This window comes from Telmatospirillum siberiense, from assembly GCF_002845745.1.
Classification (GTDB): domain Bacteria; phylum Pseudomonadota; class Alphaproteobacteria; order Rhodospirillales; family Magnetospirillaceae; genus Telmatospirillum; species Telmatospirillum siberiense.
Genome location: NZ_PIUM01000033.1, coordinates 19555 through 36174, shown reverse-complemented (window position 1 = coordinate 36174; position 16620 = coordinate 19555). Strand labels below are relative to the sequence as shown.

The 16620-nt window shown below is 64.0% G+C and carries 16 protein-coding genes; 11 read left to right on the top strand and 5 right to left on the bottom strand.

From position 1 onward, the window contains the following. The first annotated feature begins 3 nt into the window (after positions 1-3). From CWS72_RS22045 to CWS72_RS22010, 8 genes are all read left to right on the top strand, one after another. Positions 4-549 carry a formate hydrogenlyase complex iron-sulfur subunit gene (locus tag CWS72_RS22045; RefSeq protein WP_101252810.1) on the top strand — a complete coding sequence of 182 codons (546 nt, stop codon included), beginning with the start codon at positions 4-6 and terminating at the stop codon, positions 547-549. Then, positions 549-1340: an NADH-quinone oxidoreductase subunit B family protein gene (locus CWS72_RS22040; protein WP_101252809.1), complete on the top strand. Its 792-nt coding sequence runs from the start codon at positions 549-551 to the stop codon at positions 1338-1340. The genes CWS72_RS22045 and CWS72_RS22040 overlap by 1 nt, the downstream gene beginning before the upstream one ends. Continuing rightward, positions 1337-1744, top strand: a complete 408-nt coding sequence (locus CWS72_RS22035; protein WP_101252808.1) for a formate hydrogenlyase maturation HycH family protein — start codon at positions 1337-1339, stop codon at positions 1742-1744. The genes CWS72_RS22040 and CWS72_RS22035 overlap by 4 nt, the downstream gene beginning before the upstream one ends. Further along, positions 1741-2202, top strand: a complete 462-nt coding sequence (gene hycI, locus CWS72_RS22030) for a hydrogenase maturation peptidase HycI (RefSeq protein WP_101252807.1) — start codon at positions 1741-1743, stop codon at positions 2200-2202. The genes CWS72_RS22035 and hycI overlap by 4 nt, the downstream gene beginning before the upstream one ends. 86 nt (positions 2203-2288) lie before the next feature. Further along, on the top strand, positions 2289-3200 hold the full coding sequence (locus CWS72_RS22025) for a formate/nitrite transporter family protein (RefSeq protein ID WP_101252806.1): 912 nt from the start codon (positions 2289-2291) through the stop codon (positions 3198-3200). A 97-nt stretch (positions 3201-3297) separates the two neighbouring features. Continuing rightward, positions 3298-4323, top strand: coding sequence for a GTP 3',8-cyclase MoaA (gene moaA / locus CWS72_RS22020; RefSeq protein ID WP_101252805.1), 1026 nt, complete (start codon positions 3298-3300; stop codon positions 4321-4323). Between the two features lie 2 nt (positions 4324-4325). Further along, complete coding sequence (fdhD, locus tag CWS72_RS22015) at positions 4326-5153, top strand: formate dehydrogenase accessory sulfurtransferase FdhD (RefSeq protein ID WP_101252804.1); 828 nt, start codon at positions 4326-4328, stop codon at positions 5151-5153. 55 nt (positions 5154-5208) lie between these two features. Further along, positions 5209-6498: a molybdopterin molybdotransferase MoeA gene (locus CWS72_RS22010; protein WP_101252803.1), complete on the top strand. Its 1290-nt coding sequence runs from the start codon at positions 5209-5211 to the stop codon at positions 6496-6498. 243 nt (positions 6499-6741) lie between these two features. On the opposite strand, the gene CWS72_RS22005 is transcribed toward CWS72_RS22010, so the two are convergent. Together CWS72_RS22005 and CWS72_RS27525 are read right to left on the bottom strand one after the other, a co-directional pair. Further along, positions 6742-7548, bottom strand: a complete 807-nt coding sequence (locus CWS72_RS22005) for a DNA/RNA non-specific endonuclease (protein ID WP_101252802.1) — start codon at positions 7546-7548, stop codon at positions 6742-6744. 231 nt (positions 7549-7779) lie between these two features. Beyond that, on the bottom strand, positions 7780-7959 hold the full coding sequence (locus tag CWS72_RS27525) for a hypothetical protein (protein ID WP_146002836.1): 180 nt from the start codon (positions 7957-7959) through the stop codon (positions 7780-7782). Here CWS72_RS27525 and CWS72_RS22000 point away from each other — a divergent pair. Then, positions 7958-9280, top strand: a complete 1323-nt coding sequence (locus CWS72_RS22000; RefSeq protein WP_146002835.1) for a hypothetical protein — start codon at positions 7958-7960, stop codon at positions 9278-9280. The genes CWS72_RS27525 and CWS72_RS22000 overlap by 2 nt on opposite strands. An 8-nt stretch (positions 9281-9288) precedes the next feature. Here CWS72_RS22000 and CWS72_RS21995 read toward each other — a convergent pair whose 3' ends face one another. From CWS72_RS21995 to CWS72_RS21985, 3 genes are all read right to left on the bottom strand, one after another. Next, the gene (locus CWS72_RS21995) at positions 9289-9501 is read right to left on the bottom strand and encodes a hypothetical protein (RefSeq protein ID WP_101252800.1); all 213 of its coding nucleotides are present in this window, start codon (positions 9499-9501) and stop codon (positions 9289-9291) included. Between the two features lie 3 nt (positions 9502-9504). Continuing rightward, on the bottom strand, positions 9505-11238 hold the full coding sequence (locus tag CWS72_RS21990; RefSeq protein WP_101252799.1) for a DEAD/DEAH box helicase: 1734 nt from the start codon (positions 11236-11238) through the stop codon (positions 9505-9507). 551 nt (positions 11239-11789) lie between these two features. Further along, positions 11790-14492 (bottom strand): autotransporter outer membrane beta-barrel domain-containing protein, encoded by a 2703-nt coding sequence (locus CWS72_RS21985; RefSeq protein ID WP_158240774.1) that lies wholly within the window; start codon positions 14490-14492, stop codon positions 11790-11792. 915 nt (positions 14493-15407) lie between these two features. Here CWS72_RS21985 and CWS72_RS21975 point away from each other — a divergent pair. Both CWS72_RS21975 and CWS72_RS21970 read left to right on the top strand, forming a co-directional pair. After that, positions 15408-15875, top strand: coding sequence for a hypothetical protein (locus tag CWS72_RS21975; RefSeq protein ID WP_101252796.1), 468 nt, complete (start codon positions 15408-15410; stop codon positions 15873-15875). Between the two features lie 48 nt (positions 15876-15923). Next, positions 15924-16514: a nitroreductase family protein gene (locus CWS72_RS21970; RefSeq protein ID WP_101252795.1), complete on the top strand. Its 591-nt coding sequence runs from the start codon at positions 15924-15926 to the stop codon at positions 16512-16514. Positions 16515-16620: the final 106 nt, after the last annotated feature.

Sequence of the window (16620 nt, the reverse complement as noted above, 5' to 3'; positions counted from 1 at the left end):
CTTATGCTTAAATTACTAAGGGAAGTCTTCCGCACAGGTGAGGCTACGCACAAATATCCTTTCGCGCCCCTGGAGGTCGCCAAGGATTTTCGCGGCAAGCCCGAGCATAACGCGGTGTCCTGCATCGCTTGCGCCGCCTGCACCATCGCCTGTCCGCCCAACGCGATTTCCATGGAAACGGACGTCGCGGCGGGAACCCGCACCTGGTCGATCTCCTACGGCCGCTGCATTTTCTGCGGCCGCTGCGAGGAGGCTTGTCCGACGGGGGCGATCGCCCTGTCGCCGGACTTCGAACTGGCCGTCGCCCGCAAGGAGGATCTGACGAAGAGGGCGGTCTTCTCGCTCGCCGCTTGTCCGTCCTGCGGCGAGCCGTTGGCGGCCGCGAAGGAGGTCGCCTATGTTCTGGACATCCTGACGCGGTCCGCCGCTTCGCCGGAGGAGGCGGAACGCGCGCGTTTTCTCGTCTCGACCTGTCCGGCCTGCAAACGCAAACATGATGTCGAGCAACTGGCACGGATCGGTGTCGAACGGCAGATGGAGAACCGGTGATGAGCGCCTTCATTTCCCCGAACGACCTCACGGTGCAACCGGGCGGGCTTTCCATGGCGGCCGATGTTGCCCGCATGAAGGGAAGCCTGCTGAACAACATCCGGCGCTCGGCCTATGTCTACCGGGTCGATTGCGGCGGCTGCAACGGCTGCGAGATCGAGATCTTCGCGGCGATCACGCCGCTTTTCGACGCCGAGCGCTTCGGCATCAAGGTGGTGGCATCGCCCAGGCATGCCGATATCTTGTTATTCACCGGCGCGGTGACGCGGTCCATGCGGATGCCGGCTTTGCGTGCCTATGAGGCGGCGCCCGATCCCAAGATCGTCGTGTCTTACGGCGCCTGCGGCTGCTCGGGAGGGATCTTCCACGATCTCTACTGCGTCTGGGGCGGCACCGACAAGATCGTCCCGGTCGATGTTTATATTCCCGGCTGTCCGCCGACTCCGCCGGCAACCATCTACGGGTTCGCCGTGGCCTTGGGCCTTCTCGAACAGAAGCTGAAGGCCGAAACCCATGTCGAGGCCGAGGGCGAGGCCGCGCCGCTCGCCCATCCGTCCATTCCCTACGATCTGCGTGTCCAACTCGAACGCCAGGCCCGCCAGATGGCCGGCTATCGTCAGGGACGGACCATCGTCGAGGAATTCCTGTCGGTTCTGGAGGCCCGTGACGCCACTCCGGTGGAACGGCGGATCGCCAAGCTGGCCGGCGGCGAGGGCGATCCCCGCCGCGCGGAGATTTTCGCCGAGTTGGCGGGAACCTTTTCGAGGATGCTGACGGGCGGGACACCATGACGGCCGGCATCGTCTTCTACCAGTTGAACGCGAAATTTCTGGAGCGTGCCGAGGACGTTCCGGAAGCGTCGCAGCAGGTCGTCTATTATTCCCTGGCGATCGGTCACCATGTCGGGGTGTTCGACTGTTTCAAGCCGGTGCTGCGATGTTCCAATGCGCTTTACGACGGCATCCTGGCCTCGTTGCCCAGTGACGGCGAGGCCCGGCGCAAGATGGCCGGCCTGCTGCGATTCGGCGAAATCACCGTCGATCGCAGCCATACCGCGATGCTGAGGCCGGCCGTCGCCCAGGCCCGTATCGGGGCCGAGCCCGAAGCGGCAGCCTGGCTCGACGGCTTCGATGCCTCGCTTGCCGCCATCGAACAGGAGCCGGTCATCTATCTGATGGGACGACGCCTGTCATGACGAACGTCATTTTCACCGTCGGCAACGACATGCGGGCCGATGACGGTGCCGGGCCGTTCCTGGCCGCGCTTCTCGAAGCCGACCCGGCCGCCGGCTGGGAGGTGATCGACGGCGGCGCTTCGCCGGAAAACCACACCCATCGGATCAGGGCGTTGTCGCCCAAACGGGTGGTCATCGTCGACGCCGCCGACATGGGACTGGCCCCCGGGGAGGTCCGCCGGATCGACGAGGATTGCGTCGCCCGGCATTTCCTGATTACCACTCATGCCATTCCGCTGAATTTCCTGATCGACAGCTTGCGGGAAACGGTTCCCGAGATCGTCTTTCTGGGAATCCAGCCTCGCGAGATCGTTTTCATGGCGCCGATGACGGACGATGTCCGCCGGGGCGTCGCGGCGTTGCATCGGACTCTGGTGGATGGTGTCGGCATCGACAGCTTTCCGGGTATCGCCGAATAGGGGGCAAGGCCGTCGTTCCGTCGGCGGCCAAGGGGATTCAAGCCAAAAAAACAACGTGGAACGAACAAGGTTTAAGGAGAATTGCTATGGCCATTGGTGAAGCTTCTTCGAAAACGGAGATAACGGGCGTGGATGCCTACACGCCGGCCGAAATGGAAGAAAAGGCCGAAAAGACCGGCATCAAGAAGGCGACCATGCCGGTGCTGCCCAGTTTTCTGCTCGCCGTCATCGCCGGTGGCGCCATCGGGTTGGGGGGCATGTATTTCTGCATCGTGTTGGCCGATTCCAGCCTGTCCTTCGCCGTGCAGCGGGTCCTGGGCGGCTCGGTCTTCGCCCTCGGTCTGGCCCTTGTTCTGGTCGGCGGCGCCGAATTGTTCACCGGCAGCACGCTCACCGTCATGTCCATGGCGAGCGGCCATATCTCCGTCGGCCAGGTCCTGCGCAACTGGGTGGTCGTCTGGTTCGGCAATCTGGTGGGCGCGCTCGGCCTGGTCTTCCTGGTTTTCATGTCTCATCACATGGAAATGAACAATGGTGCCGTCGGCGGCGCCGTCCTCAAGCTGGCCATCGGCAAGATCCAGCCCGATGCGGTCACCATTTTCTTCAAGGGCATCCTTTGCAATCTGATGGTCTGCCTTGCCGTCTGGCTCGCCTATGCCGGCCGCAGCGTCGCCGACAAGATCATCTCGATGATCCTGCCCATCGGCCTGTTCGTCGCCGCCGGTTTCGAGCACTGCGTGGCCAACATGTATTTCCTGCCGATGGCGTGGCTTCTGACGGCGACCGGACATGTTCCGGCCGGCCTCGACGTCTCGGCCATCACCGTTCCGGGCATCCTGCACAACCTGGTATTTGCCACCTTGGGCAATATTTTCGGCGGCAGCGTGATGGTGGGAGGCATGTATTGGCTGATCTATCGCAAGGGGTTGGGTGCCGGAGCGTCGCGGGCGGCGTCTTCCGGCGAGGTCGGCAAGCGATATTCGGCGACGTCGCGGTGATGGAGGAGCGGGTGTCGGTGTTCCCCTTTCGGGAGGGACGCCGCCGCCCGCCAGTCGCGAATTTTTTACGATTTCCCCCATGCATAGGGGCCAGGGTATGAACAAGCAGGGCGCCGCGGCGGCCGACTGGACGGGACTGACCGACGGCTTCGGCCGCAGGATCGACTACCTTCGTGTTTCGGTAACCGACCGCTGTAACTTCCGTTGCGTCTATTGCATGGCCGAGGATGTGACGTTCCTGCCCAAGCGCGACGTCCTGACCCTCGACGAGATGGATCGGCTCTGTTCGGCTTTCGTCGGTCTGGGCGTTCGCCGCCTGCGGCTGACCGGCGGCGAACCGCTGGCTCGCCGGAATGTCGTCGGCCTGATCCAGGGCTTGTCCCGGCATCTCCGGTCGGGGGCGGTGGACGAGATCACCCTGACCACCAACGGCGCCTTGCTGGCCGAACATGCCCGGGCCTTGAAGGGGGCCGGGGTTGAGCGGGTCAATGTCTCGCTGGATACCTTGAATGCGGAAACCTTCCGGGCGATCACCCGGCGCGGCGACCTTGGCCGCGTGCTGGGCGGCATCGAGACGGCCCTGGAGGAAGGGCTCAGGGTCAAGCTCAACTGCGTCGTCATGCGGGGAGTCAACGAACGGGATCTGGAACCGTTGATGCTGTTCGCCCATGGCCGGGGCATGGATCTGACCCTGATCGAGACCATGCCGATCGGGGTCGTCGGTCAGGACCGCAGCGACTTCTATCTGCCGTTGTCGGTCGTCGCCGAGCGTCTGGCCGATCGCTTCACCCTGGATGAAACCAGCGAGCGCCAGGCCGGCCCGGCCCGCTATATGCGGGTCCGCGAGACGGGCGGCCGGCTTGGCTTCGTCACGCCGATGTCGCATGGCTTCTGCGGAGACTGCAACCGTGTCCGGGTGACCTGCACCGGACAGTTGGCCTTGTGTCTGGGCCGTGACGTCTTCATCGATTTGAAGACCCCCTTGCGCGCGTCCGAAGGGGATGATCTTCTGCGTCGTGCGATCGGGGACGCCGTCGCCGCCAAGCCGGTGGGGCACGATTTCGCTCCGGCGCAGCTTGGACGCCCGGTGGTCGTCCATCCGATGAGTATGACGGGAGGCTGAGAATGCAGCAGGCGAACGGGACCGCGGAAGGCCATGCCGGATCCCGCCAGATCGAGGCGGTGCGGTTCGCCGCCGCCGACGGCGGTCCGCGCCGGGAGTTCATCGCCGAAGAGGTCCCCGTCGCTCTCGTCTATAATCGTTTTCCCTTCGCCGTGATGCTGGCCACGCCGGCCGATCTCGAGGATTTCGCCGTCGGCTTTTCTCTGACCGAGGCGGTTGTCGGCGACGCAGCCGAGATTTCCGACGTCAGGACCCGCGAGGAGGAAAGCGGTGTCGAGGTGCATATCGAGATCACCAAGGACCGTTATATGCGGCTGCGCGAGCGTCACCGGCGCAACCTGGTCGCCGGCAGCAGTTGCGGCCTGTGCGGCAGCGACAGTTTCGCCGAGGCCTTGCGCCCCCTCGATCCCCTGCTCTCGATGAGACGTTTCGCCCCCCAGGCGATCAGCCGGGCGATGGCCGAACTGCCGGCCCACCAGATCTTGAACCGGGGGTTGGGGTCGTTGCATGCCGCCGCCTTCGCCACGCCCGACGGGGCTATCGTCGCGGCGCGTGAGGACGTCGGCCGCCACAACGCCCTCGATAAGCTGGTGGGGTTCCTGGCCCGCAACGGTATTGATCGGGAAGCGGGATTCGTCGCCGTCTCCAGCCGCTGCTCCTTCGAAATGGTGCATAAGACGGCGGCGGCCGGGGTGCCCCTGATCGCCTCGATCTCGGCGCCGACCTCGCTGGCCGTCTCCTTCGCCGAGGAAACCGGGATCGGTCTGGCCGCCTTCGCCCGTGACGGGCGATTCAGCCTTTACGCCACGGCGTCGCGAATCGCGGAGTGAATACGCGCCGGAAGGCACGTCGTCGGGGTGGACGAAAAGTTCCGAGGAGTTTGTCATGAGTGACGTCAAAGCGGTTGGCAACGATGTTTTCAAGGCGCCGGACGCCCTGATCTCGGTCGATCGCGCCCTGGCCTTTCTGGCCGGGCAGGTATCGCCGGTGGTCGGCGTCGAGACCGTGCCCCTGGCCGAGGCCTGCGGCCGGATTCTCGCCGAGAATGTCATTTCTCCGATCGATTCTCCGCCCTTTGCCAGCGCCGCCATGGATGGGTTCGCCTTCCGTCACGCCGATCTGCCCACCGCCGGCGCGGAAGCGACGTTCCGGGTGAGCGCCCGCATCGCCGCCGGCAGCCGGGAGCGCCTGACCTTCGGCGCGGGCGAGGCGGCGCGCATCTTCACCGGCGCTCCGGTGCCGGCGGAATTCGACACCGTGGTCATGCAGGAAAACTGCCGTGTCGAGGCCACCGCCGCGGGCGAGGTGGTCCACATCCCGGCGACAGGCACACCGGTCGGCAAGCATGTTCGCCAGATCGGCGAGGATATCCGCTCGGGCGCCGTCGTTCTGCGGTCCGGGCATCGGCTGCGGCCCCAGGATGTCGCCATGGCGGCCACCGTGGGCAGAACCGGACTTGCCGTCCATCATCGGCTCAAAGTGGGTGTTTTTTCGACCGGCGACGAGGTGATCGAGCCCGGTCAGCCGCTGCCGCCCGGCGGCATTTATTCCTCCAATCGTTTTTCGCTGATCGCCCTGGCCCGTGGTCTGGGCTGCGAGGTCGGCGACCTGGGGAACCTGCCCGATCGCTTCGACGCCACCCGCCAGGCCCTGGCCGAGGCCTCGGGCCGCTACGATCTGCTGATCACGGCGGGCGGCGTGTCGGCCGGCGGCGAGGATCATGTGCGGCCCGTCGTCGAATCCTTAGGCGTCATTCATCTGTGGCGGCTGGCCATCAAGCCGGGCAAGCCGACGGCGTTGGGGCATGTCGGCAAGGCGGCCTTCATCGGGCTGTCGGGTTATCCGGTGGCGGCCCAGGTCACCTTCATGATTCTGGCCCGTCCGGTGATCTTGCGCCTGTCCGGGGCGCTGGCCGAACCGATGTCGCCCTGGCGCTTTCCCGTTCCGGCGGCGGTGGATTTCGTCAAGACTCACGGCCGCCGCGAATTCCTGCGTGTCCGACTGGAGGCCGGCCCCGACGGCCGCCCGCGGGCGAGACCGCACGCTTCCCAGGAATCGAGCGCCGTCGCCTCGCTGGTGGACGGTCAGGGATTGGTCGAGATGAAAGAGGATGTGCGGTTCGTCAAGGCCGGAGACCTGGTGGATTTCATCCCCTATCCGACGGTGCAGTGGTAGGCGTTCTGACCGATGGCGGGGGGCGCCTAAGGGCTTGGGGCGAAGTTATCGCTCTTCCGGTATTTTGGTTTGGCGATTCAATCAAAAGACGTCATGCCCGGCCTTGAGCCACGGCTGTCCAGCATGGATTTTCCCCTCGATATTCAGGGAAAATTACGCCCGGTTTATCTACCAAAGGCCGTCATGCCCGTGCTTGAGCCGGGCATCCACGTGCCCGAACAAATCCCCCGCCTTTGCGCCCGTTCACTGCAACTGCTCTTTGCGGGCGGCCTCGCAGGCTTGCCGGTGGGCGTGGCGCCAGCCTGAAATATCGGCGGGCCAGAGGGTTGGGCGCGCCGTGATGTCGACGCTGCCGGGCAGCGGAAAGGTGATGCCGGTTCGCGCCTGGATCTCGGCGATGCTGGCCACCCAGCGACCCAGGTCGCCTTTGGCGATATAGCGCTGCGGCATCAGGAAGCCGATGGCCTGACCTTCGGCCGGATCGTAAATCACCTTGAAAAAGGCGATGGGAACGGCGACGCCGCTGGCGCCGATGGAAGGGGGGGAGGGGGTCAGGACCGGTCCCGAAAAAATGATCACCGAGCCGCGTGTCCAGGCCCAGGCCCGCACGGTCTGTTCCAGCCTTTCCCAGCCCTCGCGGTTGAGACCCGGCAGTTGCGGCACCGCATTGACCATGCTGAAACTGTCGTAGGTCTGCTGCAGGTCCCAGGTGAAATCCTCGGCCGGGGCCTGATGGCCGCGATCGAAGCCCGACCGCCGGTAGTCGTCCGGTTCGGCCCGCCGCCCCGCCGGGAGGGCCCCCTCGGCGTGAAATTCGCCGGACAGTTTTACGCAGCCCAGGGTGTGCAAGGTGGTCAGCCGATAGGCGACCCAGCGGGGGATCAGCAGATCGTCGTCATGCAAGGCGGCATAGCCGGCATGGCAGACCGGCGTCACATGCGCCCCGGCGGCCAGCAACGGATGTCCGGTTTCGGAAAGGACGGGGCAGTCGGCGGCAAATGCCGGCTGGCCGAGCAATAATGCCAAGGCAAGGATGAACAGTCGGACCATTGTCGCCTCTTTATCGGGAACTCAGCCTAACACATCGACTAGTCTTCATCCATGCCTGGGAGGGCTCCGAACTCGGGTTTCGATTTTGTCAACATCGGCGTCATGGCCGTGCTCGTCTGCGCCCATCTGAGTTCATCTGTGTTTATCTGTGCTCCTTTTGACAAGTCCCCGGTCCCGGACCGGGCCTTCGGGAGCAGCTCGATTGGCCCCGGGATAACCCGCCGGAATCGATCATAAGGAAACACGGATCAGCTCCGATGAACGAAGATTTGGAAAAGCATCTTGTGCCGGTGTGGCGAATTGGCGATAACGGTCGCGATCCGCGAGCCAAGGCAGGGACGGCGTAATTCGCGGGCTTTTCACGATCGTGGTGGGGTGATCGCGCAATTTCGTGAAGGCGCGTTCCGTCATGTCGTCCGTCCAACGGCCCCCGGCCCTGTTTCTGCACAGCGCCTTTCGTTCCGGCAGCACCTGGTTCTGGAACCGTTTCCGCAAGGCGGCCGGCACCTGCGCCTATTACGAACCCTTCAACGAGGTGCTGGCCTCGCTCGATCCGCAGATGGTGGCCGACCATCGGCCGGACACCTGGCCGGCCGGGCATCCCGCGCTCGACGCCCCCTATTACGCAGAATATGCGCCGCTTCTGCGGCCGGACGGCGGGGTTCGCGGTTATCAGCGGCGTTTCGCCTATCAAAGCTATTTCGATGACGGAAGGGACGAGGACCAACTCCGCTATTTCGCCCTGCTGACCGACCATGCGGGGCGTTCCGGTCTGGTGCCGGTGTTGGGTTTCTGCCGGTCATTGGCCAGATTGCCCTGGCTGCGCCGCCATTGTCCCGGCCTGCATCTGGTGACGTGGCGCAATCCCTGGGACCAGTGGGCGTCCTACCATCATCTGGCCTTGTCTCACCAGTCCTCCTATTTCGAGTTCCGTGCCTTTCTCATCGCCAGTTTCGGCAGATGCCATGAACGGTATCGCGATTTTTTCGCCGATTTATATCTGCCGCCCTTGCTGGCCTATACCTCGGGCGACAACGAGGCGTTTCTCGATTTCTTCTTCCGGGCCAGCCATGTCGATCATCGCTTCCGCATCTTCCTGCGGGTTTTCATGTTCGACATGCTGAATGCGTTGCCCCATGCCGATGTCGTCGTCGATCTCGATCGGATGAGTGCCGAGGCGCCATATCGTCAAGCCATGACGGAAAGCCTGCGGATACGAACCGGCCTTCCCGACCTCCGCTTCGACGATTGCGCCCTACCGCGCCACGGCTGGCTGGATGACGGGGCCTATCTGTCCGGTTTGGATGACGCCCTGGACTTTCTCGGCGATTGGGAAAAGCGCGCGTCGGCGGCGGGCATCGGCCCCGCCGCGATAGACGATCTCAAGGGCCGGTTGACGCAGTGCCGGAACGATATGGCGGCGGCGGCCCGGGCCGGCGGAACGTCGGGAGAGTTGGTGCCCGGCCAGAGCGATCTCGATCGCTATACCCTCTGTCAGGTTTTGTTCGCCATCGGCCTCATGGTGCGGCCCGGCGGATCGCCGGAGGATGGGCTTGCCCACCTCCGGTCGGTTTTCGGCGCGGATTTTTGTTCGCTGCGCGACGATCTGCTGCGGGCTTTGGATCTTGTCGAGGGGTTGAGCGAGCCGTCCCGCCAGGAGACGCAGCGACTGGCCGCTCGACAGCTCGGACGGATGCTGACCGGCGAAGAGGTGGGCCCGCAGGGCATTTGAGCGCGCCGTCAGCGTTTCCGCGATTTCCCCCGGGGGGCCGATCGCGGCGCCCCGGGTTTGGGGGCCGGACCGTCCTCTCCGGCCTGGTCGGAGAGGACGGACAGGGGCCATGTCCGCCGGCATTTGGTGCACCAACCGACGGTTCGTCCGTTTTCCGATACCAGTTCGAAGACATGCAGCACCGACGCCGCCGGGCAAATCGCGCGGAAAGTCTGTCCCATCGGCTAACCTGCCGTCCTCGCGCTCCCATTGGCCGCCTTGCGGGGGCGGTCCTTGGCGGGGGCTTTGCTTTTCCATTGCGGCTTGGCGGCCGGACGGTTGGGGCCGGCGCGGTCTTTCCGGCGTGCCGGCCCGGCCGTCCGCGGTTCGCTGCTCTGTTCGGGCTCGCCGGCCAGCGCCTCGATGCGGGTGTCCGGGCGTTCGACCTGGCGGACGGCGGCGGTGAAGCGTTCGGCCACCCCCTCCTCGATTTCGAAGGCCGTCTCCTGGTCGAAAATGCGGATCGTCCCGATTTCCCTCTTGGTGATTCCGCCCTGCCGGCAGATGAGGGGGATCAGCCAACGCGGATCGGCGTTCTGCTTCCGTCCGATATTGAGGCGGAACCAGGAATGGTTGGCTGCCGGCCGGACGGGCCGCCGATCCTCGGCGCGAATCTCCGCGAGGTCTTCGGCCGCCGGCAAGCCCGAGCGGTAAAGCCGGACGAGGGCGGCGGCGATGGTTTCCGCCGGATGTTCGGCCATCAGCCGCTGGGCCATGGCCAGATCTTCCGCGTCGGGTGTCTCGGTAAGGCAGGGGCTGCTCAGCAGGCGGTCCCTGTCGAGGGCGCGGATGTCCGATGCCGAGGGGGCGTCGCTCCAGGCGGCGGTGACGCCGGCCGTCTGTAAAAGACGCTCGGCCTTGCGCCGCCGCGACGACGGCACCAGAAGCGCGCTCACGCCCTTGCGGCCGGCGCGTCCCGTGCGGCCGCTGCGATGCTGCAGGGTCTCGCCGTTCTGCGGCAATTCGGCGTGGATCACCAGGCCCAGGTTGGGCAGATCGATGCCGCGCGCCGCCACGTCGGTGGCCACGCAGACCCGCGCCCGGCCGTCGCGCAGGGCCTGCAGCGCCTGGTTCCGTTCATTCTGGCCCAACTCGCCGGACAGCGCGACGGCCGGAAAACCGCGTTCGCCCAGGTCGCTTTGCAAACGGCGGACGGATTCGCGCGTGTTGCAGAAGACCATGGCCGTGGGTGAATCGAAAAATCGCAGAAGATTGACCACCGAGGGTGCCGTCTGGTCCGCCGCCACGCGGATGGCCCGGTATTCGATGTCGGCATGGCCCCGCTGTCCGGCGGCCACATTGATGCGTTTGGCGTTTCGCTGATAGCGGCCGGCCAGGGCGGCGATGGCTGCCGGCAGGGTCGCCGAGAACAAAAGGGTGTGCCGTTCGGCCGGCGTCGCTTCCAGGATGAACTCCAGATCCTCGCGGAAACCCAGGTCCAGCATTTCGTCGGCTTCGTCGAGAACCACGGCTTTCAGGCTGGCGACATGCAGACGGCCGCGTTCAAGATGGTCGCGGATGCGGCCGGGGGTCCCCACCACGATATGCGCGCCACGGGCCAGGACCCGCTGTTCGCTCCGGGGATCCATGCCGCCCACGGCCGAGGCCACGCGCCCGCCGACCGGACGGTAAAGCCAGTCCAGTTCGCTTTGCACCTGCAGGGCCAACTCGCGGGTCGGCGCCACGATCAGGGCGAGCGGTTCACCCGCCGGCGGCAGTGTGCGTGCCCCCGCCAGCAGCGGCTCGGCGATGGCGAGGCCGTAGGCCACCGTCTTGCCCGATCCGGTCTGCGCCGAAACCAGAAGGTCGCGGCATTCGGCGGCGGCTTCGAGAACGGCGGCCTGCACGGCCGTCGGTTCGATATAGTCGCGCTCGGTCAGCGCCGGGGTAAGCGGGTGATCCGCAGGAAAAACAACCATGTCTGCAACGATACTTTCTCGAAAAGGTAAGCCCGACCTGCGATGCCGGTCGGGCGAGGAAAAAAGGTCACGGGATTGCCATCGTGGGCTTGACGTTCCGCGGTCGGCACCTGCCGCCTTGCGCGTTGCCAAGCCGATCATCGGACCAGCGAACTGGAAATTCCGGCTGGATCGGAAGGCCGGGGCCGCCCGATGGCGCTGATGAGATATCACGAATCCCCCCTGAAGCGTGCGAAAATAATGCACGCCCCGGTAAAACGGCGATTGGGATAGGAATTCTTTAAGTGGCGCGGGACCTCCCGTCATCGGCGCTCGGACAAGAAAACATTCTCTCGAGCCTTATGGGCGAGAGGAATCACACATCTAAAATTTCGTAGTTTTATCAGTGCATAGCCCGCTATCGATAAAACAGTGGCACCGGCGTCCCTGCCGGTGATCCGCCGACAGGCGGACCCTTTCCGGCTTCCGCCGGAACACCGGCAGGGACGCCGGTGCCACTCGTAGGATTGCTTTCGCCACCGAAAAAAATGTGTGAATGCCGGGCGCCGATATCAGAACTCGGCCCGGATCTTGATGAGTCCGGTATGGCTGCGATAGTTCCGGCGCAAATCTCCGTCATATTCCAGACGAAGGGACCGGCCGTCGGACTCCTGCAGGCTCACGCCCGCCGTCACGCGGGCGCCGTCGGCGGCGGGACGGGCCGTGGTGTTGCTATAGCCGCTGCCTCCGATCACCGAGGCGGCGGTGACGATGGGGCTGTTGGTATAGGAATGAACCCAACTCGCCTGCAGATCGCCGGCCAGACTGTTCCATCGGCCGTCGAGGTTGGCTGCCAGTTTCGCTCCCAACTCGCTTTCCACCGCATTGAACCCCTGGCGATTGACCGACCAACTGGCCGCGCCGGCACCGGTTTCGCGGTAGGCGTTGTTTTCCACGCGGACGACTTGCATGCTGCCCACCGGCGTCGCCGTCATGCCCGCGATCGGGACATCATAGCCGCCGCCGATTTTCGCCTGATATTGCCATCCGTGGAATTTGGCCAGGGCGGTTTCGCCGAGATAGTCGATGCCGCGTTTCTGGTCGTAATCGTTATAGGCGACGCCGAGAAGCCCCTGGGCATAGGCGGGGCCGCCATCCGGCCGCCATGTGCCGTAACCGGTCAGTTGATAGCTGTCGAGCGTGGTGCGGTTGCCGGCGCTGTCGGCCTTGCCGCGGGAATAGCTGCGCAGCCAGCTCGCGGCCAAGCCGGTCACCATCTCGTCGGACGGATGAACGTCGGCGCCGAACAGCAGGCCGACCGATGAGGCGGTATAGCCGTCCGCGCCGGTGCTGGTGTCTCGCGTCGCATGTCCTCCCAGGACCTGTCCCCAGAAGGCGCCCCTCATCATGTCCGATCCGGCGGCGGCGCCCTTTTCGGCGCCGTCCAGCGCCGCGAGCTGATGTTGCTCCACAGCGGTGGTGGTCGGCGCCACCGTGCTGCCGCTGGCATTGACCTGCGGGGTGAGCTGCGATGTCCCCAACTGCTTGATGGCATGGGTTTGCTGTGCCGCCGGCAACTGGGCCAGTTGGCTCAGGATGGTCTGGAAGCCGTTTTGCGAACTCCATTGATCGAGCAGCTGGGTGATCGGCCCGTTCGGCGTATTCGTCTGCGTCCAGGAAGACAGGGACACCACCAGATTGTTGCCGATGATGCTCGTCTGATAGGGCAGGGTGGGGCCGCTGACCGTGACGCCCCCGGCCGACAGGCTTCCGGCCGAGACGATGGTGAAGCTTTCGTTCGCCGTGAAGGTGGCGTTGTCGATCGCCGTCAGGGCGACGTGGCCGGATGTCAGATTGGCGGCACCCGAGACCACCAGTTCGCCGTAACTGGATGCCGAGGATACCCCGATGACCAAGGTTCCGGCGCTTGCCTGGAGATAGTTGCCGGCGAGGGTCAGCGCGCGGTTGATTTGCAGGCTGGCATTGTTCTTCACCGTGCCTTGGCCGGACCCCACCGTCATGGCGTCGTTGAGCCACAGCGAGCCCGAGGTGAAGGTCACGCCGGAAGCGACGATGGTGCCGACGCTGTTCGCCGCGTACCCGGTCAAGGTACCGACACTGCCGCCCGATCCGCCGGCGATCGACAGATCCTGGGCGGTCGACGATATATTTCCGGCGATCACGCCGCTGTTGACGATCTGCCCGAGGCTGCCGCCGTTGGACAGGGCGTAGCCTTCACCCGCGATGGTTCCGCTGTTGAACAGCGAGACGATGGTGGCGACGGTGCCGGACGCGCTGGAGATGGCAATGCCGACGGCACCGCTGCCGGCGGCGCTGATCGTGCCGCTGTTGACCAGGGACGAGATCACCGCCCTCCGGTCGTAGACGCCGTAGGCTCCGGCGCCGTCGGCGCTGATGACGCCGCTGTTGATCAATGAGGCGAGCGTGCCCTTGTTGAAAAGTCCGTAAGCCCCGGCGCCGTTGGCGTTGATGGTCCCGCTGTTGTTCAAGGTGTCGAGCAGATGATAATTGCCGATGCCCGAGCTTCCTTCGCCGGTGACGACGATCCTGCCGGTGTTGGTGATGGTCCCGATGGTTCCCGCCGTTCCGTTGTAAACGCCGGTGGCGGACGCTCCGCTGATGGAAATCAGTCCAGTGTTGGTGACGGTGGCGATGGTCTGGTAGTTGGCTATTCCCATGGGATTGGGCGCGATCGAGGTGTTGCTGGCCCCGTCGGTGTTGGGGGTCGTGCCGGTGACGATCAGCGAGCCGTTGTTGATGAGGCTGCCGATGGAGCCGTTGTTCGCGATGTCCTGACCGCGGTCGCTGGTGGCGAGAATCGTCCCGCCGGCATTATTGATGACGGTGGTGATGGTGTATTCGTTATCGATGCCCCGCCGTACCGTTGCGATCAGTCCGCTGTTGGAGACCGTGCCGGTGAGTGCCCCGATGTCGATGCCGCCGCTGCCGGTCCCGGTCGACTGGATCGTCGCGCCCGCCGCGTTGATGATGGCGCCGATTGTCGAGACGCCCGATCCGTTCATCAGGAACAGGCCCTCGGAGGTGCCGGTGATGACACCGCCATTGGTCAGGGTTCCCACCGATACCGTCGAGGTGACGCCATCCGTCGTTCCCGAGATGGTTCCGCCGCTACCGATGCTAAGGTTGCCGCTGGTCCAATTGAAGGTGCCGGAACAATTTCCTAAAATATAATAAGTGGAGTTGCTGAGCGTTGCGCATGTCGTAGCCAAAGCCGCTTGGGGGGATAGATACATTCCCAATACGCCAGTGGCGAGAATGGCAATTTTCGACGTGTCGCCAGGAATTTTATGTAAGAAACATCGATTGTTCATTTCCAGAATCCCCACATTTTGGAAATTTTATCAATTTTATCAGTTTTGATTTCCGCGAAAGCCGTTTTTCCCAGAGTCTTTTGTGCTGCTTGCCACTATGGGAAAATGATAGGTTCTTAAGCCTAATATAAAATCAGGGATTGTCTAAGCGGGATCGCGTTTTATCGGTTTTTATCTGAAGTGCTGGGTTTGGGCAGCGCGCCATCCGGCCTGTTTCGGCCAGGAGCAAGGTGGGGGAGATCCGGTAGGCGGGGAGGGGTGGGATGGATTGCCGATGCGATAATCCCCGATATTTGTAGTGTATTTACAATAACCATAGAAAGATGCGGGTTATCGTAAAAAAGGGCGTGTCGTCTTCGGAAAGGGCGGGCGAGGTGCCCGTTCAGGTCCCCCATCGCGTGGCCGGCACGGCGAAAAGTGCCGGCGCGCGAGGAGAAGACATGGTTTCCTTACGCCGCGACGAGGACGGCCACTTCGACACCATAACCAACGATAACGGCCCCGACGACGGCGAGGACATACAGGAATTCGCGAGCTTTCGACATTTTCATCATCCTTACATGTAGTTTTTTTACAACACGAGATGGACTATACGCCGTTCCCCGAATTCCGGATATGCAATTTCATCGACCCCCACCCATCACTCTTGCAAAGCCATAGTTTTGCTGTCGGTTTTCGGGGCGGGCTTCGTATCCGTTGCCCGGGGCCCTTCCCCCGTTCCCGCCGTTGATGAGGGAAAGGGCGAGGGGTAAAACGAATGACCCTGCTTTTTTAAGGAATTCCGTCGTGCCCCGGAGGGGGCTTGCGGTAAGGTCATCCGGAAGGAGTCTGAACGGCATGCCTAGTCTGGTTTCGATCGTGGCCTCGTTGTTCGGTGCGCTTGTCATCTGGTCGGGGACTTTGGGGACGTGTCGGGCCGAGGTTCTGATCACGGAACAGGAGGCGCGGCTACCCAACGATCTCCAGGGCGAGGCCGAGGTGCGATCGATCACGCGGGCGCCGACGATCGCTTTTGTCGCTCCCGGAAACACGGCGGCGACACAGGTGCCCTTTCCCCTGGTCATCCGTCTCTCTCCGCACGGCGGGGCGAGGATAGATCCCGCTTCGGTGCGGGTGACCTATCTGAAATTGCCGAACATCGATCTGACGGATCGCTTGCGTCCTTATCTCAGCCCAACGGGAATCGCCATGCCCGAGGCCATCGTGCCGGCGGGGACTCATGTCTTGAAGGTCGATGTCACGGACAGCGACGGTCGCCGGGCATCGGCGCGGATTTACGTCACGGCGGAAAGTTCTCCGAAGTGATGGGCTCGCATATGGAGCGGGGTTGTTCATTTATGTGAAGGGAAAACCATGTCTGTCTTGGAGACGCGCAAAGCCGAAGCCGGCGTCAACGATCTATTCATCGACCGCTGGTCGCCGCGCGCTTATGCGGCGGATGAAATACCCGATTCCGATCTGTTCACTGTTCTCGAAGCGGCCCGGTGGGCCCCGTCCGCCCGCAACGCCCAGCCATGGCGTTTCGTCTACGCCAGGCGCGGGGCCGCGGGTTTCCAGGGGATGGTCGCAAGCATGGCGGCTTACAATCAGCAGTGGGCACCCAAGGCGTCCGCCCTCATCGCGCTGTTGTCGGCGAAGGTCTATCCCTTCGGCGACAAGACCGAGCCCAATGGCTATCACTCGTTCGATGCCGGGGCGGCCTGGGTAAACCTCAGCCTTCAGGCCAATCTGCTCGGCTGGCGCACGCGGGCCATCGGCGCCTTCGACAAGGCCCGGGCGGCCGAGGCTTTGAAGGTCCCCGAGACCTATGCGGTCGAGGTGATCATCGCCATCGGCAAGCCTGGCGATCCGGAGATGCTTCCCGCCGATCTGCGCAGCAAGGAATCGCCGACCACGCGCCTGCCCCTGCGGGAGCTGATTAGCGACGGGGTGTTCAAGTTCTGAGGCCCGTCGTCAGTTACCGGGAATATCGTGGTGGGAGCGAACGACGGAGACTTGTTCGGGGGCGTGGATGCCCGGCTCAAGCCTGGGCATGCCGTCTTTTGATTGA